This is a genomic window from Amycolatopsis sp. NPDC000009 (assembly GCF_055563465.1).
This window is the reverse complement of sequence record NZ_JBVHDI010000008.1, coordinates 141,653-163,990: the sequence shown is the minus strand read 5'-3', so window position 1 is coordinate 163,990 and position 22,338 is coordinate 141,653. Positions and strand designations below refer to the sequence as shown.

The window sequence follows — 22,338 nt, the reverse complement described above, 5'->3', positions numbered from 1 at the left end:
AACCGTCAGAGGTGGTGGTCCGAAAGATACGACGGCCTTAGACCGTTCGGGGTAACAGTTTGATGGCGAGATCAAACTGGCTGCAAGCGGCGATCGGCTCACGGTGCCGCTCACCCGGCCGGGCTACCTCAGTGTGCGCGATCGCAGGCGGCCGGTCGTCAGGCGCAGCGGCCTTGCCGCAGGGCGACCACACGGTGGCATCGGGCCAGTGTGGCGGGGCGGTGGGCGATGACGAGGACACCGATGTCGTCCCCGGCCGAGGCGAGTGCCGCGGTGATGGCTGCGTCCGCTTCGGGGTCGAGGTTGGCGGTGGCTTCGTCGAGGATGAGAACGCGCGGATTCACCAGCAGGGCCCGGGCGACGGCGACTCGTGCCCGCTGGCCACCGGACAGTCCGTCACCGGATTCGCCGACGACGGTGCCGAGTCCGGCGGGGAATCCGGCTCCCGGGTCCAGGATCCCCGCCCGGCGCGCGGCCCGTTCGACCTCGGCGTCGCCGGCATCGGGGTTCCCGAGCCTGATGTTGGTGGCGATCGTCCCGGTGAGCAGGCCGGGTTCCTGGGGGACGGCGCTGATCACGCGGCGGAGGTCGGCGTCGGTCAGCTCGGTGAGGTCGACGCCGTCCAGGGTGACGTGGCCGGCGTCGGGGTCCCACATCCGGGTCGCGAGCAGCGCGCACGTGGTCTTCCCCGCACCGGACGGCCCGGTGAGCGCGACCCGTTCGCCGGGGCGGACCGCGAACGACACTTCGCGCAGGACCGGCGGGGCGCCGGCACGGTAGCCGAAGGTCACGCGATCGAAGACGAGTCCGGACGCACGGTCACGGGGCGGCAGGGGCCGGGGCACGGTGGGCTCCTGGACCGCCGGTGCCCGGTCGAGGATTCCGGTGATCCGGGTCCCGGCGGCGCGCAGCGTGCCGACGTTGCGCAGGAGATCGGAGATCTGGGCGATCGGACCCAGCGCCGCGGTGGCCAGCACCATGGCGACCGGGGCGAGCGCGCGGTCGATCGTGTCGAGATTCGCCGCGCACACGGCGAGCGCGCCGATCGCGCTGAGCGCCAGAGCCGCGTCCGTGACGGCGCGTTCCCGGCCGAACCGCGAGCCGATCCGGGTTTGCACGGCGGTCAGCGCACGCGTCCGTTCGCCAAGGGCGGCGGTGCGACGGCTCAGGGCTCCCGCGGCGCTGAGTTCGCCGAGTCCGCGGACGGTGTCGACGAGTTCGGCGTTGAGGGTCGCGGCGGCTTCGGTGAGTTCGGCCCCCTGTCGCGTTCCCGCGCGGCCGGACAGCCAGGGCAGGGCCGCGGTCACGACGACGAACGGCACCCACGCCAGCAGCAGCCACGGCGTGACGAGGAGCGAGAGGGTCGCGGTGGCGGCGATCAGCATGGCCGAGGTGAGTGCCTGGGCCGCGGTGTGGGCGTAGAGCCATTCGAGCCGGTCGATGTCGGAGAAGGCGACGGATACGAGATCGCCGCTCCTGCGTGGCTTCCGGCGATCGGGCAGGCTCACGCGGAGCCGGTCGAACACCCGGGCGCGCAAGGTGCCGATCAGGCGGTAGGCCAGATCGTGGGAGACCCAGGACTCGCGCCAGGTCATCGCCGCGGTCACCACCGCCAGTCCACATAGGATGGTCACGGCGACGGCCGGCGGCGCGGTGGCGTCCGCCGCGGCCCGGCCGGCCAGCCACGTGCCGAGCACCGTCGTCGTCAGCGCGCCGAGCTGGACGGCCGCGTTGCTCGCGACCGTCGAGGCGAAAGTGGCCCGCTGCTCGCCGATGACCGGCAGAAGCCGCCGGAGTGGTCCGCTCACGAGTGGACCGCCTGCCCGGTGACGCGGCCGGACTCGATCGTGACGATGGTTCCGGCGCCGCGCAGGGCGGTCTCGCGGTGGGCGACCACGACCCTGGTGGCGTCGCCGCAGTACTCGGCGAGCCGGGTGAGAACGCGGTTCTCGGTGTCGACGTCCAGTGCCGAGGTCGCTTCGTCGAACAGCAGGACCGGAGGCGCGGCGAGCACGGCCCTGGCGATGGCGAGGCGTTGCCGCTGGCCGCCGGACAGCTGGGTCCCGTTCTCGGTGAGTACCGTCGCGAAGCCGTCGGGGAGCGCCTCGACGAACTCGATCGCGTCGGCGACGTGGGCGGCGGTGCGGATCTCGCCGGGCGTGGCGCCGGGCCGGGCGAGCCGGAGGTTCTCTTCGACGGTTCCGTGGAAGAGATACGTGTGCTGGCCGACGACACCGATGCTCGCGCGCAGAGCGGCGAGGGTGTAGTCGGTGATCGGGGTTCCGTCGAGCTCGATCGTTCCCTGCTGCGGGTCGGCCTCCCGGACCAGAAGCCGGGCGATGGTGCTCTTCCCGGCGCCCGACGGGCCCACGATCCCCGTCGTCTTCCCCGGCGCGCAGTCGAAGCCGATGCCGGAAACGCCCGCGCCGTTCGGGTACCGGTATCCGACGTCACGCAGCCGCAGTCGTGCCCCGTGCCGAGCGGGTTCGGTGCGGGTGCCGGTGTCGGCGACCGGCGGACGCGCCGTCATGATCTCGTCGATGCCCTCGGCCGCGCCGAGCCCTTGGTAGCCGAGATGCCAGTGGGCGGACAGGTCGAGCACCGGGCGGAAGCATTCCCTGGCACACAACAGGAACAGGAAAACCGACGCCGCGGGTGCCTGACCGCCGACGACCCCGGCGCACGCGACGACGATCGTGGCCGCGAGGCCGAGGTGCAAGGCCAAGGCGCTGACTCCCGCTTCCACCAGCGACACGCGCAGCTGCGCCATCGTGACCCGGTGCAGCCGGTCGCCGCGACCGGCGAGTGCCTCGCCCGCCCGGCGGCCCGCGCCGAAGAGCCGGAGGACGGCGATCGACTGGGTCGCCTCCAGATAGTCTGCCGCCAGCTTTTCGTAGGCGCTCCAACGGGTTCGGCCCGTGCGGAGCAACCGGGCGTCCCAGAAACGCGGGACGGCGACGGCGCACAGGACCGCCGTCGCGAGGATCGCGGCGGCGGGGACGGACACGGTGAACAGCCACCCGGCGACGGCGGCCGGGACCAGACAGGTCACGAGCAGTTGTGGCAGATAGCGGCTGTAGTAGGCGTCGAGGGCTTCGACCCCGTCGACGACCGTGTGCGTGATCGCCCCCGCGCGCTCTCCCCGTGTCCAGGCGGGCCCCAGCGCGGCGATGCGGCGCAGTAGTTCGCCGCGCAGCCTGGTGCGGATGGCGATGCCGAACCGGGCCGCGGCGACCTCTCGTGCCCACAGCAGGACCGCGCGCACTGCGACGACGCCGGTCAGTGCCGCGATCTCCGGGGCCACGGTGGGGAAGTCCCCGCCGCGGAGGAGATCGGTGAGGACGGCCGCCGCCAGGACGGCTCCGCCGAGATAGCAGGCCGACACGAGCACCGACAGCGCCGCGAGCAGCAGGACGGGCGCGAGGACGACCCCCGCCAGTCGCAGGAGCCTGCGATGGATCACCGGGCGAACGCGTCCGCGTGGAGCTGTTGCGCGATCTCCCGCACCACCGAGATGTTCCCGAGGGTGCCGGGATAGGTGTCGGCGGCGTCGATCGCGATCAAGCGCTGTTCGCGGACGGCGGTCATGGCGGGGAAGGTGCGGGTCAGGTAGTCGATGCTCGCCTGTTTCTGCGCGGGGCCGTTGACGGCGAACACGATCGCGTCGGGGTTCTTCGCGGCGAGCGCCTCGGGGGTGATCTGCGCGGCGAAGAACTTGGCGAACTGCGGGTCCTTCGGCGAGAACACGTTGTTCCCGCCGGCCCGGCGGATGATGTCGTACTCGATGCCGGCGCCGATCGCGGTGACGGTGGTGCCTTCCAGGAACACCTGGGCGACGGTGGGTTTCGGGCGGTCCGCGATGGCCTTGTCCACGGCGGCCAGATCCGCCCGGCCTTGCTCGACCAGTGCCTTCGCCTTGTCCGGTACGGCGAAGAGCCTGCCGAGGTTCTCCAGGTCGGTGAAGAGATCTTCGACCGTGCCGTTCATCCGGCGTTCGGCGCAACCGCCCGCGGCGACATAGGCGGCGACGTTGCCCTGCCGCAGTTGCTCCAGGCTGGCGAAGCCTTTCTCCGCGGTGAATTCGTACGTGGTGGGGGAGAAGACGAAGTCCGGCTTCACGGAAAGCAGCTTCTCCCGGCTCGGCGGCCCCGACTCGCTCAGCACCGGGATCGCGGCGGCCTGTCCGGCCACGTCTTCCGGGAGCGGCGCGGTGGCGGTCTGTGCCTGGCCGACGAGTGAGCCCGCGAGACCCAGCCGCAGCAACAGTTCCGTCTGTGACGGGCTGAGCCCGACCGCGGCGCGGGGGACGGCGCCGACGGTGACGTCCCGGCCGCAGTTGGACACGGTGACCGCCGTGCTCGCGTTGTTCGACGGCGCGGCCGGAGTGACCGAAGAGCCGCAACCCGCGACCAGCGACATGCTGACACCGAACGCGGCAAGGGACAGGGTTTTACGCATGGGTCTCATTTCCGGGTGTGCTGGGATGTGAACGGGTTTCCGAGGAACGGCCGAAGACCAGCACCGGCCTGCCGTCGCGCGGATGGGTGAGCTGGTCGACCGCCACCCCGAAGACGTCTTCCACGACACGGGGGGCGAGCGCTTCGTCCGGTGTTCCGGTCGCGACGACGCGGCCGGCGTCGAGCACCGCGATGTCGTCGCAATACGTGGCCGCGAGGTTGAGGTCGTGCAGAGCGGCGACGATCGTGCGATCGAGCCCGGCCGCGATCCGCATGAGCTCCAGCTGGAAGGCGATGTCGAGGTGGTTGGTCGGCTCGTCGAGGACGAGGACGGGGGAGTCCGCGGCCAGCGCGCGGGCCAGCATCACCCGCTGCCGCTGTCCGCCCGACAGCCGTCCGATGGGCCGGTCGGTGATGTCGGTGGCGCCGACGCGTTCGAGCGCGGTCCACGCGAGATCGAGGTCGGCTTCGGTGTCCCGGCCGAACCCGCGCTGGAAGGGCACCCGGCCCAGGAGCACGACGTCGAGGACCGTCAGATCGAACTCGGACGACGTCTCCTGGGTCATCACCGCCACCGCCCTGGCGACGGTCCGCCTGTCGGTGCGCCACACGTCGTGCTCGCCCAGCAGCACCCGGCCCGAGGACGGCGCGACGGCGCGGTAGAGCGTGCGCAGCAAGGTTGACTTGCCGCTGCCGTTCGGGCCGACGAGCCCGAGGAACCGGCCGGAGCGGACCTCGATGTCCACCTCCCGGAGCACCTGGTCGCCGCCCAGCGCGACGCTGACGTCGTGGAAATGGACCTTCACCGGCCGAACCCCGCCCGCGTGGCCGTGTCCCGGCGCATCAGCCACAGGAAGAACGGCGCGCCCACGACCGCGGTGAGGATCCCGATCGGTATCTCGCCGGGCGCCGCGACCGTGCGCGACAACAGGTCGGCGACCATGAGGAAGACGGCACCGCCGAGCACCGCCACCGGCAGCATCCGGCGATGATCCGAGCCGACGAGGATCCGCGCCACGTGCGGGATCACGAGACCGACGAACCCGATGCCTCCGCTGACCGAAACGATCGACCCGGTCAGGAGGGCGGCGGTCACGAGAAGCACGGCGCGGAGCCGGTTCACGTCGACCCCCAGCGCGGTCGCGGACTCGTCGCCGCTCAGCAGCGCGTTCATCGCCCTGGTCCGCAGTCCGACGACGACACAGGCGGCCGCGAACGCCACCGCCGGCACGGCCAGTGAGGACATCGAGGCGGCGGAAACGCTGCCGAGCAAGAAGAACAGGACACTGAAGACGTTCTGCGCCTCGGTCGTCAGCGTCAGATAGCTCGTGACCGCGCTGAACAGGGAACCGAGCGCGACACCGGAAAGGATCATCCTGGTCGGCGACAGGATGCCGCGATGCCGGGCGACCAGCGCGACGCACACACTGGCCACCAAGGCCCCGGCGAAAGCCGCCGCGCCCAGCGGAAGCCCGCCGACGGCGGCCGAACCGAAGGTGATCACGAGTACCGCGCCGACACCCGCGCCGGACGACACGCCGAGCAGGTAGGGCTCCGCGAGCGGGTTGCGCACGATCACCTGCATGATCGCCCCGGCCAGCGCCAGCCCCGCCCCGGCGAGGCCCGCCAGCAGCGCGCGAGGGAGCCGGAACTGCCAGACCGCCTGGTCCTGCAACACGGTCAGGCTGCCGTCCGACATCCACGGCAGGTTCGGCACCAGGTGACCGGCCACGATCCGCGCCGCATCCGCCAACCCGACCTCGACCGTCCCCACCGAACCCGAGACGACCAGTATCACGAGGATCACGACGGCGAGGATCGTGACCGTTCCCCGATGCAGCAGCCGGGACCGGGCAAGTGCCGCGTTCCGGTCGCGAACGTCCGAGGGCGACGCGGACCGCCGCGAGCGAACAACCATGGGGGGCGCCGATCGATCTGTGGTGGAAGGACGCCGAAGCCTAACTGCATGCGATAATCGTTATCAACAGCGTTGGCCGGTGATGATTATCGTCACAGCTCGATGGCCGGAACGGCGACGCCCGGCCGCCGGTGCCGCGCCCGGCCTGCTCGTCACGGACTCGATCGGCATCGCGCACCGATCAGGTTTTCACGCCCCGTCCGTCTGTACGTGTGAGAGCGACTCACAGGAGGCTGACGCCATGCGGAAACTGACCTTCGGCATGAATGTGACCCTGGACGGCTACATCGCCGCGCCCGGGGACGACCTCGGCTGGAGCGGGGGTGACGGCCCGGACTCGTCGGCGGGCGACGAGTTGTTCCAGTGGTGGTCCGACCGGGTGGCGGCGACGGGTCTGGCACTGTACGGGCGCAAGCTGTGGGAGGAGATGAGCTCCCACTGGCCGACCGCCGACCAGCGGCCCGGCGCCACCCCGGCGGAGATCGAGTACGCCCGCCGCTGGCGGGACATGCCGAAGGTGGTGTTCTCCTCGACGGCAGGCACGGTCGGGGAGAACACCCGCCTGGTCACCGGTGACGCGGTCACCGAGATCACCCGGCTCAAGGCCGGGGACGGTGGCCCGATGGACATCGGCGGCGCGACGCTCGCCGGGGCCGCCATGCGGGCCGGGCTGATCGACGAGTACCTGCTGGTCACCCATCCGGTCCTGGTGGGCGGGGGCACGCCGTTCTTCACCGCCCTGGACGGCTGGGTGAACCTCGACCTCGTGGAGACGCGCACGTTTCCCGGCGGCGTGATGCTGACCCGGTACGCGACGAGGCAGGTGTGATCACAGTGCCGGGGGCAGGCCCAGCCACGGTTTGCCGGTGGCGTCGAATCCGGTGAGTTCGGCGATCTTCCCGTCGACGACGTGCAGGACCGCGATGGCGAACAGCCGGTGGTCCGGGCCGCCGGGGGCGCGGAGGTACAGCGCGGCGGCGGGCATGCGGTTGACGGTCGTGATGACACCGCGCCAGTCGTCGTGGCCGGGTTGGAAGAGCCCGCCGGAGATCCAGCCGTCCACCGCGTCCCCGGCCGTCCTGAGCACGGTGCCCGGATCGGGCAGCATCGCGAAGCGCAGATCGTCGCGCAGCAGGGAGATCAGCCCGTCGAGGTCGTTGCGCTCGTGGGCGTCGATGTACGACCTCACCACGCCACGCTCGTCATCCGACAGCTCGTGGGTGGCGGCGCTCCGCCAGTCGAGGCGGCGGCCGGGCAGCTGCTCGCGCATCGTCACGCGCGCCCGCTGCAGCGCGCTGGTCACCGATGCGACGGTCAGGTCGAGGGCATCGGCGGCCTTCGGCGACGGCCAGCCGAGGACGTCGCGCAGGATGAACACCGCCCGCTGCCGCGGCGGCAGCCGCTGGACGGCGACGATGAACGCCAGCTCGATCGTCTCCCGCGCCACCACCGCTTCCTGGGGGTCTTCGGGGAGCATCCGGTCGGGGTACGGCTGCAGGTACCCCAGCTCGGAGCCGGAGTCCGCCAGCCCGGACGGTACGGGGGTGCGGTGGTCGCGCTTGTCCAGGAAGTCGAGGCAGACGTTCGTCGCGATCCGGTACAGCCAGGTCCGCAGCGCGGCGTGGCCCTTGAACGACTCCCGCCGGTGCCACGCTCGCAGGAACGTCTCCTGCGTCATGTCCTTGGCGTCCTCGTAGTTCGCGAGCATCCGGTAGCAGTGCACCTGCAGCTCACGCCGGTGGCGCTCGGTGATGAGCGCGAACCGTGCCGGATCGCCGGAACGGACCACCGTGATGAACGTGGCCTCGTCGGCGTCGGCGTCGGCGTCGGCGTCCGGCGATCCGGCGTCGGTCATGGTCGTCGATCCTTCCACCGGTGCGAACCGGGAAGACAGATCAGAAGTGGTGTTCGCCGGTCTCGCGTCCGCAGCGGTCCACGCGTTTCCACGGCCATTCCGAGGCGAGCCAGCGCGCGACGGCGTCGGCGAGTGGCGCATCGAGATCCGATTTGTCGGCCCGTACCCAGGATTGCGCCGTGACGTCCCACCCTTCGGAGTCCGGGGGATACAGATACACGCAACCGATGACGGCGTCGTCGGCCGGGTCGAGGACAGTGAAGGTGAACCCGGTGCGGCGCGCGAAGTCCGCCGCGTGGCGGCGGAGATCGCCGAGGTTCTCCTCGAGGGTCATGCCGTCGCGCGGCGGCCAGTCGCCGTCGGGATAGCCGGGAGTGGAGCGAATGTGCTCGATACTCGACGTCCACGCGGCGTGGTCGGCCGAATTGTGGTGCGGTCCCAGCGGTTCGAGACGGAACCGTTCGGTCACGAGTGTGGTCGGAGGGACGAAACCGGCCGGTACGAACTCATCCGAGGTCATGGCCAGGACCGTAGCGGCCGCCAGGACTTCCCGCACTCGAATTGCCGTCAGGGCAGGATTCGATCCACAGTGGACAGGGTCACCTGCTGTCGGAATTCAGATCGGCGCCCCGGGTTTCCGCGCTCAGGAGCAACGCGACGAGGGTGACCGCGATCGTGCCGACGAGGTACAGCACGACCGCCGTCGGGCCCTGTTTTTCGGCCAGCCACACGGCGATGAGGGGTGCGGGCGCGCCGGCGATGATCGAGGAACCCTGGAACACCAGGGAAGCGCCGGCGAAACGGCGGCGGGTCGGGAAGAGTTCGGCGATCCACGCGGCTTCCGGCCCGGCCAGGAGCCCGTGCAGTGCCGCACCGACGCCGACGCCGAGATAGAGCAGAGGCAGGTTGCCGGCTTGGACGACGGCGAAGAAGACCGGTGCCCACACCGCGAGGCCTGCCGCCGGGACCAGCATGGCGATACGCCGTCCGACGCGGTCCGACCAGTAGCCGCCGGCCAGCATCCCCGCGAACTGCAGCAGGGACCCCACGGCCACGGCGAGGAGGACGTCGGACTTGTCGTAGCCGAAGGTCTTCGTGGCATAGGCGACCACGAAGACGGTGTAGACGTAGAAGGCCACGTTCTCGCCCAGCCGGACGCCGAGACCGCGGAGAACGGGACCGGGGTGGGCGAGTGTCTCCAGGATGCTCGACCGCTCCCGGACGGCGTCCGCGGACGCCGCGGCCCGCGCCTGCGCTTCCTGGAACACCGGCGACTCGTCGATACGCCGCCGGATCCAGAAACCGAGGACCAGGAGCGGGATCGCGCACAGGAAACCGATGCGCCATCCCCACTGGTCGAAGGCGTTTTCGGGGAGCACCAAGGCGATCCCGCCGACCACGGCCGTGGCGAGCACCGTGCCCAGCGGTGCTCCCGCCTGCGGCCACGCCGACCAGAAACCTCGCCGTTTCGGGCTTCCGTACTCGCTGACCATCAGCACGGCCGCGCCGAACTCGCCGCCGAGCGCGAACCCCTGGATCAGCCTCAGCACGACGAGCGAGATCGTCGCCCCGATACCGGCCTGAGCGTAGGTGGGGAGCAGCCCGATCGCGGAGGTCGACAGCCCGAGTAACAGGAAAGTGGTCACCAGCATGGGTTTGCGCCCGAGGCGATCACCGAGATGCCCGAAGACGATGCCGCCGATCGGGCGCGCGACGAAGCCGAGCCCTTGTGTCGCCAGCGCGAGCAGCAACTGGGCGAACCCGTCGCCGCCGGGGAAGAACAGCGGCCCGAGCACGGTGGCCGCGAGAATCCCGTAGAGCGCGAAGTCGTACCACTCGAGTACCGCGCCGGCGGTACTGCCCGCCAGGACCCGCCTGAACGCCGACCTGCTGACGCCGCCGGGCATCGGCTGAGACCTCGAACCGGCCGTTTCGTGCGAGGCGGGCACGTTCGTCACTTTCGCTCCTCGTCGAGTCGGCCGGACTGGCATGCGTCCGATATTCGGACACTGTGGAACGCTATTCGGACACGTAGGAAGATAGACCGCGACGGCGGGATGGCGCAATCACTTGCCATGGATCCGCGACGTGCCTGCCTGCCTTGACCTCCAGTCGGCTGGAGGTTCCAAGCTGGGCCCATGACGATCTGGATCTGTGGAACCTGTGGCGTCGAGCATCCCGACACCGATGAACCACCGGCAGGGGTGTGCCGGATCTGCGCGGACGAGCGGCAGTACGTCCGTGGCTCCGGGCAGGCTTGGACCACAGTGGACGAACTCGCCGCGGAGCCGCACGAACTGGTACACGAACAACCGGAGCCGGGAATCCACCGCCTGCACCGGGAACCGGAGTTCGCGATCGGCCAGTGGACGTACCTGGTCCAGACCGATCAGGGAAATCTCCTGTGGGATCCGCCCAACGCGCTCGACTGGCCCCTGCTCGACAAGATCGCCGAACTCGGCGGGGCGGCCGCGATCGTGGCGAGCCATCCGCATATGTACGGCTCACAGGTGAGTCTGAGCCACCACCTCGGGAACGTTCCGGTCCTGGTGCATTCCGCCGACCGGCGGTGGGTGCGGCGGGAGGATCCCGTGATCCGGGAGTGGCAGGGTGTCGAGCGGATCCTTCCCGGGGTCACCCTCGTCGAGGCGGGCGGGCATTTCCCGGGTGCCGCGGTCGCCCACGTCGCCACGGACGGCGGCTCGCTGCTGGTCGGTGACACCATCGTGCCCGTGGCCGCCGCGGGCTGGGTGAGCTTCATGCGCAGCTATCCCAACGCGATCCCGCTTTCGGCCGGGCTGGTCCGGCGGATCGCGGAACGGCTCGCGCCCTTCGAGTTCGAGCGGCTTTACGGCCTCACCGGAGGCATTGTGCCTGCCGGCGCGAAAGACGCCGTTCTCCGTTCCGCCGAGCGATACGCCGCGTGGGCCAGTGGCGCGAACGACCACCTCGGCTGAGCGCGAACCCACCGGCCGCGAGCGCTACTCCTTGCGGCCGCTGACGGCCAGGCCGACGCCGAGTCCCATCATGGTGAGACCGGCCGCTCCGCCGACCAGGTCCAGGCGCCGTGCCGAGCGGGCGAACCAGGATCGGACCGCCCCGGCCGCCACCCCCCACACGGAATCCATCGCCAGTGCGATCGCGGCGAACACCGCGCCCAGTACCACCATTTGAAGGCCGGCGTGCCCGGCGGCGGGGTCGACGAACTGGGGCAGGATCGCCGCGAAGAACACCACGGTCTTGGGGTTCGTGACGCCGACGACGAACCCTTGTACCAGGGTGCGTCCGCCGCTGATCGGGACCGCTTTCGCCTCGAAGGCCTCCCGTAGTGCCCGGCGGTGCCGGATCGCCTGGATACCGAGGTAGACGAGGTAAGCGGCGCCGGCGAGTTTGATCACCGTGTAGATCACGGCGGAGGTCTGGATGATGGCGCCGACTCCGATGGCGACGGCCGTGGCGGCGATGAAGCTGCCTGCCGCACCGCCGACCACGGTCATCAGCGCGGTCCGCCGGCCGTACGCCAAGGCGCGGCTGATGGCGAACAGGACGGCGGGGCCCGGGACGAGGATCAGGACGAACGACGCGAGCGCGAAAGCGGCCAGACGATCAGGCGATGGCATACGGCCAGGGTAAACCGAGACAAGGCAAAGGTGACGTGGTCGTGGGCGGGGTGAAGGCTCCCTTCGCCCCAGCCACTCACCCGCGCCGGTCACCTCGCCGCCAGACGGAAAAGTCCGTGAAGGGCCCCTTCCCTACGCTCAGGGTAGGTAAGGAGGCCTTCACGGACCGGCAGGGCGCGGTCACCACCCTCCAGGAACAGGGCCGGGACGCCACGAACTTCAAGTTCGCCGACCTCGGACGCGTACTCGACGCCCTCGACGACCGACCGGATCCCGTCGGGGCGGCGAGACCGCCGCTCCGGCGGGCCGCCCTACGACGCCTCCGTCGCGAGACGTTCGTGGACGTCGGCGGCTTCCGGCACACCCATTGCGGTGTACGCGGCGTACGCGGTCTGCCAGTGTTTCCGCGCGGCGACCGGATCGCCGACCGCGGACAGTGCGTCGCCGAGTCCACTTTGGGCTCTGGCCAGTTCGTAGCGGCTGTCCGCCGCGGTCGCCGATTCGATCGTCCGCCGCAGGCAACGCACGGCGTCGGCGGCCCGCCCGGCGGCGAGCAGGGTCGCCGCCATATCGGTGCTCGCGGCCAGCATTCCTTCCCTGCCACCGATTTCCTTGGCCAGCTCGATGGCCTGCCGGTGCTGCGCCAACGCCTCGTCGAACCGCCCCGCCGCGACCAGCAGGACCCCGAGATGGTTGAGCACCTTGCCCTCGTCGGCCCGGTTGTGCGACTGCCTCGCCAAGGTGAGCGCCTGCTCGTAATAGGCCGCTGCCTCGGTGTCCTTTCCCATTCGCCAGAACGTGGTGCCGAGACCGTCGAGCGCCCGGCATTCGCAGAGGTGGTCCGCGCTCGCCCTGGTCACCTCCAGCGCCTGCGACAAATTGTCGACGGCGGCGGGATAATTCCCCAGCCGCATTTCGGCGAGGCCGATATTGCACAACTGCCGTGCCCGGAACGACTCGTTGTTCCGCGCGACGGCGAACTCCATGGCCCGCCGGAAACAGGGCAACGCGGCGCGGTAGTCGCCGAGACCGGTCAGCAACAGGCCGACGTTGCCCGACAGGTTGACGACGTAATCGGATTCACCGGCGGCGGAGAACTCCCTGATCGCGTCTTCCAGGACGACGAGCGCCTCGGCGGTGTCGCCCCGCTGCCAATGGGTCATGGCCAGCCCGTTCAGAACGTGCCCGCGGGTGACACCGGAGGCGACCCGGACGGCGTTGCCGAACAGGGCCTGCGCGTCGCTCACGTGCACGCGGGCCTCGAAATAGCTCGTCATCACGCACGCGAGCCGCGTCACGTGGTCGTCGCGCCCCTCGCTCAGCGCCCAGCCGGACGCGACGACGAGGTTGACCCGCTCGGTGTCCAGCCAGGCCATCGCCTCGTCCGCCCCGTCGAACACGAGAGCCCGCGCCGCGGAGGTGGGCAGGTCCTCCCACCGCTCCGCCTCATGGGGATAACAGGTGACGAGCGCGGCACGGGCGGTGGCGAGCTGGAAGTCGAGCAGCCGCACGGCCGCGGCCCGGCGCATCCTGGCCTGGACGTTCTCCCGGACGCGTTTCTCGGCGAACACCCGGACGAGGTCGTGCAGTTCGAACCGGGACGCGCGGGCGGTGATCATGTTGGCCGTCACCAGGTCGTCGAGCTGACGACGGACGACGCCGACCTCGACGCCCGCCAACGCCGCCGCCGCGTGGTCGTCGAAATCGCGCCCCGGATAGACGGCGAGCAAGCCGAGCAACACCCGGTCCGGTTCGGCCAGCTCGTCGTACGACGTGCGCAACGCGACTTCGACCCCGTCGTCCAGCCGCAGCATGGTCCTCAGATCGACGAGGCGATCCCGATGGTCGGCCATCGTCCACTCGTCCGAGGCGGCCAGCCGTCGGGTCACCAGCGCGAGGGCCAGCGGTAACCGGCCGACCAGTTCGATGATGTCGGCCGCTTCGCCCTTCTCCGCGTCGACGCGATCGTCGCCGATCCCGTCGCGGAGCAATTCGACCGACTCCTCCGGCGTGAACACGTCCAGCGCCACGTGCCGGGCCGTGTCCAGCCCGGCGAGGCGGCGCCTGCTGGTGACCAGCACCAGGCAGGTCGGCAGGGCGGGCAGCAACGGCAGCACCTGGTCGGCCGACGCCGCGTTGTCCAGCAGGATCAGCGCGCGCCGTCCGTCCAGCAGCCGCCGGAACAGCGCGCTCCGGCCGGCGAGGGTGAGGCAGCCGATCTCGCTGCCGGACGCCCCGAGCCGGCGCAGAAAGCCTTCGAGTACCGCGGCCGGGTCCGCGGCCGGCCTCTCCGCGTCGAAGCCGCGGAGATTCACCACCAGCCGCACGTCTGCGAACCGGCCCCGCTTGGCCAGTAGCCGCGCGACCTCGCTGGCGAACCGGGTCTTCCCGACCCCGGCCATTCCGGAGATCGCCCAGACACCGGCGTCGTCCGGCTCGGTCTCCAGTATCCGGCGCAGCTGCGCGTGCCTGCCGACGAACCCGCCTGCCGCGGCGGGCAGGTGATTGGCCACGCTGATCACCGCCGCCTCGGTGGCGTGCCCGGTGATCACCCGGTGCGCCTGCCGCCATTCCGCCGCGACGTCCATGCCGAGCAGCACGGCAGCGATGTCGACGACCAGTTCGACGTCCAGTCGTTTGCGTCCGGGCAGCAGGCAGCGGTACACGGTGTTGTAGGCGGGAAGGCCGGCCGTTCCCCGGGCCGTGCGCAAGCGCCGCACCCGCCGGTGCAGTTCCCGATGGCTCAAGCCCGCCCAGGCCAGCGCCTGCCGAAGCCGCTGGGAGAGCTCGTCGTACGACCGGGCTCCGATCGGACTCGGCGGCCGTTCCTCCGGCACGGGAACCCCCTGGACACGTGAACCGATCCGCCCGGCGGTGACTCCCGGACCGAATGCCGACCGACCATAGTCGAGATCGGCGACCGGGTGGGCCGGATGGGCGAACTCGGCGACCGGCGGGTTCTCCCATTCGGACATCGCCGATCGGCCGAACGGACTACCCTTTTCGATCATGAATCCCGACCGGGCGCCGGAGCCGGTGGGCGCAGGTTCGTTCGATGAGCTGGCGGCCCGGCTGAACTCGCTGCGCGGCTGGGCCGGCGTGTCCTACCGGGAGCTGCACCGGCGGGTCGTCCGGGCGCGGCGGACGGCGGGCAACCCCGACCTGCCGGTGTTCAACACGGTCTACCGCTGCCTGCAGCCGGGCAGGCGGCGGATGGACGTGGACCTCGTCGCGGACATCGTGCGCGCGCTCGCCGCCGACGAGGCGGTGGTGGCGCGGTGGCGGCAGGTGTGCCAGGTGATCGCGGGGCGCACGGCCGACTCGTCGTGGGTGACCGTGGCGGGCGAGCTGCCCGCCGACGGCACGGAGTTCGTCGGCAGGCACGCCGAGCTGGCCGCGATCACCGGGTCCGATGGCGACGGGCCGCGATCGCCGGTGGTGGTGATCGACGGTATGGCCGGGGTCGGCAAGACCAGTCTCGCCGTCCGTGCCGCGCACCGGCTGGCACACCGGGACGGTGCCGAGGTCCGGTTGTGGGCGGACCTGCGCGGCTACGACGCCGACCGCGCGCCCGCCGATCCGCTCGCGGTGCTGGACGAGTTCCTCCGGCGGCTGGGTATGCCGGGCAAGGAGATCCACCGCCTCGGCCCCGACGGCAGGCAGGCGGCCTACCGGCAGCTGCTCGCGGACCGGCGGCCGGTCGTGGTGCTGGACAACGCGGCCGACGCCCGCCAGGTGTGTCCACTGCTGCCGGACCGGGCGGGCGGCGTCGTCCTGATCACCAGCAGACGGCGCCTGACCGGCTTGGCCGGTGCGCGGCTCGTGCACTTGGACGCGTTTCCGGGGACAGAGTCGCTCGACATGTTGCGCGGGCTGGTCGGCGAAGCGAAGGTCGCCGAGGACACCGAGGCCGCCGTGCGGATCGCCGAGCTGGTCGGTCATCTGCCGCTCGCGTTGACGGTGGTGGCGGGCCGGATCCGCAACCGGTGCGACTGGACGTTGCGCGACCACGCCGCCCGGCTCGCCGAACGCCGGGACAGCCTGCGGATCGAGGACGAGCTGGAGAACGCCATCGGCCTGTCCTATGCCGACCTGCCCGCCGAGGCCGCGCAGTTGCTGCGGCTCCTCGCGATCCACCCCGGCCGCGACGTCGACACGCGGGCGGCGGCCGCGCTCGCCGGGGTGGATCTACCCAAGGCGGAGGCACTCCTGGGCGAACTGGTCGCCGGCAGCCTGGTGCAGCGGAGCGTCCAGGATCGGTTCGGCCTGCACGACGTGGTCCGCCTCTACGCGGCGGGACTGGCGCGGGACGTGGACGCCGCCTCCGCGCGGCAGGCCGCACTCGGCCGGTTGTTCGGCTACTACCGGCACGCCGCTTGCCGCGCCATGGACCGCTACGCCCCGCACGAGTGCGACCGCAGACCGGTCGTGTCCACTTCGGACGTTCCGGCGCCGGATTTCGCCGACGTCGCGGCGGCGACGGCGTGGCTGGACACCGAGCGGCACAACCTGGTGGGCAACACCGTATTGGCCGAGGAGCGGGGCGCACACGAGGACGCGGCCACGATGTCGCCGATCCTGAACCGGTACCTGTACAACGCGCTGCGTTTCGCCGACGCGGAGATCGTGCACGGTGTCGCGGTCCGCGCCGCCGACCCGCTGGTCCAGGCGAGCGCGTATATGAGCCTCGGCGCGGTCTACCTGCGTTCCAATCGCTATCAGGAGAGCATCGACCAGCTCAAGCGGGCGCTCGCGCGGTACGACGCGGGTGGTGACCGGGCCAGCTGGGCGCGGGCGCTGAACAACCTCGGCAACGCGTTCGACCGGCTCAGCGACTTCGCGGCGGCCGAGGACTGCTACCGGCAGGCGCTGCTCGTGCACCGGGAGACCGGCAACCGCACCAGCGAGAGCCGCGCGCTGGGCAACCTCGGGAACAGCGCGATGCGCGTCGGAGACTGGGACAAGGCCGAGGCGTACCTCGACGAGGCCTTGGCGATCATGCTTGAGGTGGGGGACCAGGTGGGGGAATGCCTGACCTACGGCAACCTCGGCACGGTGCACGAGCAGCAGGGGCACTTCGCCGAGGCACTCGGCCACTACCGGCGGGCGCTCACCACCGCACGCGAATTCGGTTACCCGTTCCCGGAGACCGAGGCGTTGCTCCACATCGGCGCGCTGCTCGCGCGGCTGGGCGAGCACGACGACGCCCTGGCGCACCTGACCGAAGCACTGGACCTCGCGCGCCGGAACAGCTTGGGCGAGTTCGAGATCAAGGCGCTCAACGGCATCGGTATCGCACTCGGCGACCTGGGCGACGCGGCGGGTTCGATCGCCCGGCACCGGGAAGCGCTCGCGGTCGCCGAAAAACTGGGCGACCGCTACGAGCAAGCACGGGCGCACAACGGGATCGGGCACGGAGCGGCCGTCTCCGGCGACGCCGGCATGGCCGACGATCACAGGCGGAAGGCGCAGGCCCTGCTCACCGAGATCGGCCTGGGCCGGTCGGTGTCCGGCGAGTCGTGAGTGGCAATGGTCGTTCCGGCGGGGTAATGCAAATGTGGCGTGTTGCGAAAGCCACTTTCGCAACGTTGAAGGTTGGGAAAGTGGCTTTCGCAACGTCGGCGGCTGCCCAGGTGGCTTTCGCGACATGACGCCGACGGGGTCGGCAAAGAGGCCCGCGCCAATTCGCCTTATGCGGGACGCGGCCGGTGCACCGCGGGTCCGGGACGTCGTCGAGGAAAAGACCTCCCGGACCCGCGGTGGTCATACCGGCGCGAGCCGGCTCACTTCCAGCTGTACGCCGCGCCGCCGAAGCCCGGCTGGACCTTCGCCCGCACCCTGGGGGTCGAGGCGAGGCCGAGGTATCCGCCGCCCTTCTTCGGCGGGCCCGACCAGCGCACGACAACGGTGCCGCCGGTCCCGCAGCCCGCCGTCGTCCAGGTCGAGACGCTCTTCTTCTTCTTGGTGCTCCAGTAGTGGCCCTCCGCCTGGACGCAGACCCGGCCGTTGCTGCCGGCCGGGATCTTCCACGTGTAGCGGCGGTGCTGCGGGTTCTTCTTCGAATCCGGGCTGATGTAGCCACAGCCGTACTTGCTCACCGACCACTTGCCGTAGCCTGCCAGGGCGCGACGCCAATCGCCGCAGGCGGCGGTGCCGACTTCCGAAGTCTCTTCGGTCAGCGTGACCCCGGCCGAGCCGCCGTCGGCCTCCGAGGCGGCGACCGTGGCGGTCTCCGCTTCTTCCCCGGCCATCGCCGGCGCGCTCTGCGCGGCGAGTGCCATACCCGCGACCACCAGGCCGGTCGTGACCCGTGTCGTCCATTTCTTCACTGGTGTTCTCTTTCTCGTCGTTCGGACCGAATGCCACGGCGAATCGCGCCGGGCCTTCTTTCGAGTTCGATTGGGCAGCCGGCCTTCTGGGGCAATTCCGCGCCAGAAGAGCACCACTGCCCACGTGAGTGATTTTCCGTCAGTCAATCAACTGGACACGACAGACATTATCGGCAATGCGGGGAGCCGCCTAGTGATCTTGTCCGGTGATCTTGATCGAGGTTGTTCGAAAACGCCGGACCCGGGCATCAACCGAGATCGACGAGCGATCCGAAGCCCAAGTGCCGGGCCTGCGAGGCGATGGCGCCGTAGAGCGCCACGTCCAGCACGCCCATGCCGAACGGGTTGAGCACGACGTGCGGCCGGGCGGTGCCACGGCTGGGGTACCGGCCGGTGAGCAGGCCGCCCAAGGTGGCGTCGATGGGTTTCGCCGTGCCGTCCGACGGACGGGTGACCAGTCCGTCGCGCATCAGCCGGCCGAGGGGCCGGCGGGGGTTGTCCGCCACCAGGTCGAGGTCGTCCACGTACAGGGCCGCGGCGTCGAGGAACGTCTCGTCCGCGAGATCGCCCAGTGACACGTTGACCAGCAGCGCGCCGGGGCGCACCCAGCCGGGGGTCACGTAACCCTCGTCGGCGGTGGTGGTGAAGACCGCGATCTCGCCGGCGGCGACCGCGTCGCTGGCCTGGTCGTGCACGGTCACTTCGAGGTCGTCGCGGGAGAGCTGGTCCGCGAGCCGGTGGGCGACGGCCGGATCGCGGTCGTGCAGCGACACGGCGCGCAGGGAAGGCAACCTGCGGGTCAGCAGCGCCGCGTGCATCCGCCCCTGCGCTCCGCACCCCACGATCGCGAGCGAACCGGCACCGCCGAAACCGGTGACGTCGACACCGACCGCGCTCACGGCCGCCGTGCGCACCGCGCTCAGCAGGCCCGCCTCCATGATCGACGTGACCCGGGCGGTCTCGGCGTCGAAGCACAGGCCCAGCCCGCCCGCGCGTTCCAGGCCCGCCGCCGGGTTGGACACGCTGGCGTTGATGATCTTCATGCCGTGGTGCGGACCCACCGCGCCGGGCATGCCGATGGACCGGGTGTAGGCACCCCGCGAGTTCTCCCATCGCAGGTACGCCTCCGCGGGGAGCAGGCTTTCGCCACGGTCGTGGCGGGCCAGCGTCCGCCGCACGATCTCGACCGGGTCGATGGTCGCGAGGCATCGCCGGACGTCCGCGCGCGACAGCACGGTCACCCGGCCCGCGCCCGACAGTCCCGTGTCCGCCTGGTCGTACCACTGCTCGCTCATGCCGAATCCTTGCCGCGGCACCATTCCAGTGCCGCCATCGCGCTGTACATCTTGTTCTCCGCCTGGGCGAACGCGATGCTGTCCCGGCCGTCCAGCACCTCCGCGGTGACCTCCTCGCCGCGGTGCGCGGGCAGGTCGTGCATGAACACCGCGTCCGGACTGGTCCGCCACAACGCCCGTGTCACCTGGAACGGCGCGAACACCGTGCGCCAGTCAGGGTCCGGTTTGGTCGTCCCCGTCGTCTCCCATCGCGTGGTGTACACGACGTCGCACGGGGGCAGGTCGTCCATGTCGTGACGCTCCACAATGGACGATCGGTGCCGCGCGGCGTGCGATCGCGCACGCGCCAGTACCGCGGGATCGAGTCCGTAGCCGGGCGGGGTGCGCAGCTGCAGTTCGGTACCGGGGAACCGGGTGAGCGCCAACGCGAGCGCGGCCGCGGAGTTGTTGCCCTCGCCCAGGTACAGCACCCGCAGCCCGTCGACGCGCCCGAACCGGCGGGCCATCGTGGTGAGATCCGCGAGCGCCTGGGTGGGATGTTCGTCCGCGGTCATGGCGTTGACCACCGACATCCGCTTCTGGCCGGCCATGGCCCGCAGCTCCGCCGGATCGCCCGCGGTGCGGACCACGAGCGCGTCGAGCATGGTGGACAGCACCCGGCCCGTGTCCTCGATGGTCTCCCCGGTGTTGAGCTGCAGATCGCCCGGCCCGTAGGAGACGATGCGCGCGCCGAGCCGCAGGGCGCCCGACGAGAACGCCGTGCGGGTGCGCGTGGAGGTCTTGCTGAAGTAGATGCCGACGACTTCACCGGACAGCGGCGCGCCCGCTTGCCGCGGGTCGACGGCCAGGGCCGTCGCCCGCGCGACGACGGAACGCAGTTCCTCGTCGGTGAGATCGTCGAGGGAAATGAGATGGCGCAAGGTTTCTCCTTACCGGGCGGCCGTCAACGGCCGGGTCGTGACCTCGGGAACTTCGCCGAAGTGCTCGAGCACCCAGGAATCCGAGTAGATGGTGTCGAGGTAGCGGTTGCCGTCGTCGGGGAAGACGAGCACACAGCGGGAACCGGCGGGGATGCGGTGCCGCAGCTTGCCGAGCGCGGCCACGGTCGCACCGGACGACCCGCCCGCCAGGATCGCTTCGCGCGCCACCAGCAACCGGCAGGCACGCACGCATTCCAGGTCGGTCACGTGCACGATTTCGCTGATCACACCGGCGGAATCGGCCGAGCCGACCAGCGGCGGCCGCCAGCCGGCACCGTGCCCGGGGATGCGCCGGTGCTCGGTCGGGGTGTGGAAGATCGCGCTGCCCGCCGCGTCGACCGCGACCAGTTTCGTGGTCAGGCCGCGGTCGCGGATGTGGTCGGCGCAGCCGCGCAGCGTGCCGCCGGTGCTCACCGAGCAGAACAGGTAATCGACCCGTCCCTCCAGCGCGGTGACGATCTCGGCCATCGTCTGCTCGTGCGCGGCCGCGTTGAGCGGATTCTCGTACTGGTTGGGCCAGAACGCGTCCGGCAACAGCGCCACCAGCTCCCGCACCCGCGCGATCCGCGCGCCGAGCAGATCGCCGCCCGGCGCGGACACGACTTCCACCGCCGCGCCGTAGGCCCGCAACAGCGCGACGGATTGCGCGGTCGTCCGGGTGTCGACCACGCAGATCAGTTCGAGCCCGAAGTAGGCGCACAGCTGGGCGAGACCGACACCGAGGTTGCCGGACGTCGATTCCACCACCACCGACCGGCCCGGTACCAGCTCCCCGGCCTGGATCTTGCCGCGCAGCATGTGCAGCGCGGTGCGGTCCTTGACACTGCCGCCCGGATTGAACTTCTCCATCTTCGCGAACACCTGGACGTCCGCGATCGGTACGACCCGCTCCAGCGCGACCAGCGGCGTGCCGCCGATCGTCGCGAGCACACCGCTCAACTCATCCGTGTTCAACGGACACCCGCTCTCCCCGGGCCACCGGAGCCGGGGCCGCGACATTGCCGCCGGACACGATCGCCACGGTCGTGCCCTGCCGCTGCCCGGCCAGGTGGGCGGCGGTCGCCACCGCACCGCTCGGCTCGGCGAGCACACCGAACCGGCCGGACAGGTACTCCTGCGCGGCGACGATGTCGTCCTCGCCGACGGTGACGATGTCGTCCACGAGCACCCTGATGTGCCGCCACGCGAGCTCGCCGAGCACCGGTGCGCGCAGCCCGTCCGCGATCGTGCGGTAGGTCCGCTCCACCGGCCACCGCACCAGTTCGCGCAGCCGCAGCGACTCGGCCGCGTCCCCGGCCAGCGCCGGCTCGACGCCGACGACCCGGGTGCCGGGCGAGACCGCCTTCACCGCGGCGGCGACCCCGGCGAGCAGGCCGCCGTTGCACACCGGCACCAGGACGGTGCGGACGTCCGGCAGGTCGGCCACGATCTCGGCGCCGACCGTGCCGTGCCCGGCGATCACGTCGAAGTCGGCGGAACCGACGACGGTGGCGCCGGTCCGCGCCGCCAGCTCGGCCGCGGCCCGCTCGCGCAGCGCGGGCGGCACGATCACGACGTGCGCGCCGAGCGCGCGGACCGCGTCCACCTTCAACGCGGGCGCGGTGGCGGGCAGGACGACCGTGGCCCGCAACCCGTGCCGTGCCGCCGCGTAGGCCACCGCCCGCCCGTGGTTGCCGGACGACTGGGCGAGGACGTGGCCCGTGGTGAGCCGGGCGACCGCGTTGAGCGCGCCGCGTACCTTGAACGAACCGGTCCGCTGCCGGTGCTCCGGCTTGAGCCACAGGTCGCCGACCGGGCCGAGCAGGGCCGTGCGGTGCACGGAGTGCCGGATCCGCGCGGCGGCGGAACGGATGTCGGCCACGGTGACGAGGGAGGACATCGGCG

Annotated in this window: 18 protein-coding genes; 3 read left to right on the top strand and 15 right to left on the bottom strand. The window is 71.0% G+C overall.

The window, feature by feature from the left end; genetic code table 11:
- Positions 1–158 precede the first annotated feature (158 nt).
- Genes ACZ3HL_RS22700 through ACZ3HL_RS22680 form a run of 5 tightly spaced genes read right to left on the bottom strand, consistent with a single transcriptional unit; the run spans position 159 to position 6,264 of the window.
- Positions 159–1,808 carry an ABC transporter ATP-binding protein gene (locus ACZ3HL_RS22700; RefSeq protein WP_465533419.1) on the bottom strand — a complete coding sequence of 550 codons (1,650 nt, stop codon included), beginning with the start codon at positions 1,806–1,808 and terminating at the stop codon, positions 159–161.
- Complete coding sequence (locus ACZ3HL_RS22695; protein ID WP_465533417.1) at positions 1,805–3,463, bottom strand: ABC transporter ATP-binding protein/permease; 1,659 nt, start codon at positions 3,461–3,463, stop codon at positions 1,805–1,807. Before ACZ3HL_RS22695 ends, ACZ3HL_RS22700 begins: the two co-directional genes overlap by 4 nt.
- On the bottom strand, positions 3,460–4,458 hold the full coding sequence (locus ACZ3HL_RS22690) for an ABC transporter substrate-binding protein (RefSeq protein WP_465533415.1): 999 nt from the start codon (positions 4,456–4,458) through the stop codon (positions 3,460–3,462). Before ACZ3HL_RS22690 ends, ACZ3HL_RS22695 begins: the two co-directional genes overlap by 4 nt.
- Positions 4,451–5,263, bottom strand: coding sequence for an ABC transporter ATP-binding protein (locus ACZ3HL_RS22685; RefSeq protein WP_465533413.1), 813 nt, complete (start codon positions 5,261–5,263; stop codon positions 4,451–4,453). The genes ACZ3HL_RS22690 and ACZ3HL_RS22685 overlap by 8 nt, the downstream gene beginning before the upstream one ends.
- Positions 5,260–6,264: a FecCD family ABC transporter permease gene (locus tag ACZ3HL_RS22680; protein WP_465533411.1), complete on the bottom strand. Its 1,005-nt coding sequence runs from the start codon at positions 6,262–6,264 to the stop codon at positions 5,260–5,262. The genes ACZ3HL_RS22685 and ACZ3HL_RS22680 overlap by 4 nt, the downstream gene beginning before the upstream one ends.
- A 352-nt stretch (positions 6,265–6,616) precedes the next feature.
- Here ACZ3HL_RS22680 and ACZ3HL_RS22675 point away from each other — a divergent pair, with 352 nt between their 5' ends.
- Complete coding sequence (locus tag ACZ3HL_RS22675) at positions 6,617–7,204, top strand: dihydrofolate reductase family protein (protein WP_465412666.1); 588 nt, start codon at positions 6,617–6,619, stop codon at positions 7,202–7,204.
- Here the strand turns inward: ACZ3HL_RS22675 and ACZ3HL_RS22670 are convergent, their stop codons facing one another.
- From ACZ3HL_RS22670 to ACZ3HL_RS22660, 3 genes are all read right to left on the bottom strand, one after another.
- Positions 7,205–8,230 carry an RNA polymerase subunit sigma-70 gene (locus ACZ3HL_RS22670; protein ID WP_465533409.1) on the bottom strand — a complete coding sequence of 342 codons (1,026 nt, stop codon included), beginning with the start codon at positions 8,228–8,230 and terminating at the stop codon, positions 7,205–7,207.
- Positions 8,231–8,270: 40 nt separating this feature from the next.
- On the bottom strand, positions 8,271–8,750 hold the full coding sequence (locus ACZ3HL_RS22665; protein WP_465533407.1) for a GNAT family N-acetyltransferase: 480 nt from the start codon (positions 8,748–8,750) through the stop codon (positions 8,271–8,273).
- Positions 8,751–8,829: 79 nt separating this feature from the next.
- A complete protein-coding gene (locus ACZ3HL_RS22660; protein WP_465533668.1) occupies positions 8,830–10,137 on the bottom strand; it encodes an MFS transporter in 1,308 nt (435 codons plus the stop codon).
- Between the two features lie 231 nt (positions 10,138–10,368).
- Between ACZ3HL_RS22660 and ACZ3HL_RS22655 the strand changes: the two genes are divergently transcribed.
- Positions 10,369–11,187 (top strand): MBL fold metallo-hydrolase, encoded by an 819-nt coding sequence (locus ACZ3HL_RS22655; protein WP_465533405.1) that lies wholly within the window; start codon positions 10,369–10,371, stop codon positions 11,185–11,187.
- A gap of 24 nt (positions 11,188–11,211) precedes the next feature.
- Here the strand turns inward: ACZ3HL_RS22655 and ACZ3HL_RS22650 are convergent, their stop codons facing one another.
- The gene (locus ACZ3HL_RS22650) at positions 11,212–11,850 is read right to left on the bottom strand and encodes a LysE family translocator (protein WP_465533403.1); all 639 of its coding nucleotides are present in this window, start codon (positions 11,848–11,850) and stop codon (positions 11,212–11,214) included.
- Between the two features lie 311 nt (positions 11,851–12,161).
- Positions 12,162–14,861, bottom strand: a complete 2,700-nt coding sequence (locus ACZ3HL_RS22645; protein ID WP_465533401.1) for an ATP-binding protein — start codon at positions 14,859–14,861, stop codon at positions 12,162–12,164.
- On the opposite strand from ACZ3HL_RS22645, the gene ACZ3HL_RS22640 reads away from it, so the two are divergent.
- Positions 14,860–17,373: a tetratricopeptide repeat protein gene (locus tag ACZ3HL_RS22640; RefSeq protein ID WP_465533399.1), complete on the top strand. Its 2,514-nt coding sequence runs from the start codon at positions 14,860–14,862 to the stop codon at positions 17,371–17,373. The two genes, ACZ3HL_RS22645 and ACZ3HL_RS22640, sit on opposite strands and share 2 nt — an antisense overlap.
- Positions 17,374–17,633: 260 nt before the next feature.
- Here the strand turns inward: ACZ3HL_RS22640 and ACZ3HL_RS22635 are convergent, their stop codons facing one another.
- The 5 genes from ACZ3HL_RS22635 to ACZ3HL_RS22615 all read right to left on the bottom strand — a co-directional run bounded on the left by ACZ3HL_RS22635 (position 17,634) and on the right by ACZ3HL_RS22615 (position 22,333).
- Positions 17,634–18,179, bottom strand: a complete 546-nt coding sequence (locus ACZ3HL_RS22635; RefSeq protein ID WP_465533397.1) for a hypothetical protein — start codon at positions 18,177–18,179, stop codon at positions 17,634–17,636.
- 248 nt (positions 18,180–18,427) lie between these two features.
- On the bottom strand, positions 18,428–19,474 hold the full coding sequence (locus tag ACZ3HL_RS22630; protein ID WP_465533395.1) for an ornithine cyclodeaminase: 1,047 nt from the start codon (positions 19,472–19,474) through the stop codon (positions 18,428–18,430).
- Positions 19,471–20,394, bottom strand: coding sequence for an ornithine carbamoyltransferase (locus tag ACZ3HL_RS22625; protein ID WP_465533393.1), 924 nt, complete (start codon positions 20,392–20,394; stop codon positions 19,471–19,473). The genes ACZ3HL_RS22630 and ACZ3HL_RS22625 overlap by 4 nt, the downstream gene beginning before the upstream one ends.
- A gap of 9 nt (positions 20,395–20,403) precedes the next feature.
- Positions 20,404–21,408 carry a 2,3-diaminopropionate biosynthesis protein SbnA gene (sbnA, locus tag ACZ3HL_RS22620; protein WP_465533391.1) on the bottom strand — a complete coding sequence of 335 codons (1,005 nt, stop codon included), beginning with the start codon at positions 21,406–21,408 and terminating at the stop codon, positions 20,404–20,406.
- The gene (locus ACZ3HL_RS22615) at positions 21,395–22,333 is read right to left on the bottom strand and encodes a threonine ammonia-lyase (protein WP_465533389.1); all 939 of its coding nucleotides are present in this window, start codon (positions 22,331–22,333) and stop codon (positions 21,395–21,397) included. Before ACZ3HL_RS22615 ends, sbnA begins: the two co-directional genes overlap by 14 nt.
- Positions 22,334–22,338: the final 5 nt, after the last annotated feature.

Coding starts and splice junctions, on each gene's coding strand:
- ACZ3HL_RS22690 (WP_465533415.1), bottom strand. CDS start 4,458: ATGCGTAAAACCCTGTCCCTTGCCGCGTTCGGTGTCAGCATGTCGCTG.
- ACZ3HL_RS22675 (WP_465412666.1), top strand. CDS start 6,617: ATGCGGAAACTGACCTTCGGCATGAATGTGACCCTGGACGGCTACATC.
- ACZ3HL_RS22670 (WP_465533409.1), bottom strand. CDS start 8,230: ATGACCGACGCCGGATCGCCGGACGCCGACGCCGACGCCGACGCCGAC.
- ACZ3HL_RS22665 (WP_465533407.1), bottom strand. CDS start 8,750: ATGACCTCGGATGAGTTCGTACCGGCCGGTTTCGTCCCTCCGACCACA.
- ACZ3HL_RS22660 (WP_465533668.1), bottom strand. CDS start 10,137: ATGCCCGGCGGCGTCAGCAGGTCGGCGTTCAGGCGGGTCCTGGCGGGC.
- ACZ3HL_RS22655 (WP_465533405.1), top strand. CDS start 10,369: ATGACGATCTGGATCTGTGGAACCTGTGGCGTCGAGCATCCCGACACC.
- ACZ3HL_RS22650 (WP_465533403.1), bottom strand. CDS start 11,850: ATGCCATCGCCTGATCGTCTGGCCGCTTTCGCGCTCGCGTCGTTCGTC.
- ACZ3HL_RS22640 (WP_465533399.1), top strand. CDS start 14,860: ATGAATCCCGACCGGGCGCCGGAGCCGGTGGGCGCAGGTTCGTTCGAT.
- ACZ3HL_RS22645 (WP_465533401.1), bottom strand. CDS start 14,861: ATGATCGAAAAGGGTAGTCCGTTCGGCCGATCGGCGATGTCCGAATGG.
- ACZ3HL_RS22630 (WP_465533395.1), bottom strand. CDS start 19,474: ATGAGCGAGCAGTGGTACGACCAGGCGGACACGGGACTGTCGGGCGCG.
- ACZ3HL_RS22615 (WP_465533389.1), bottom strand. CDS start 22,333: ATGTCCTCCCTCGTCACCGTGGCCGACATCCGTTCCGCCGCCGCGCGG.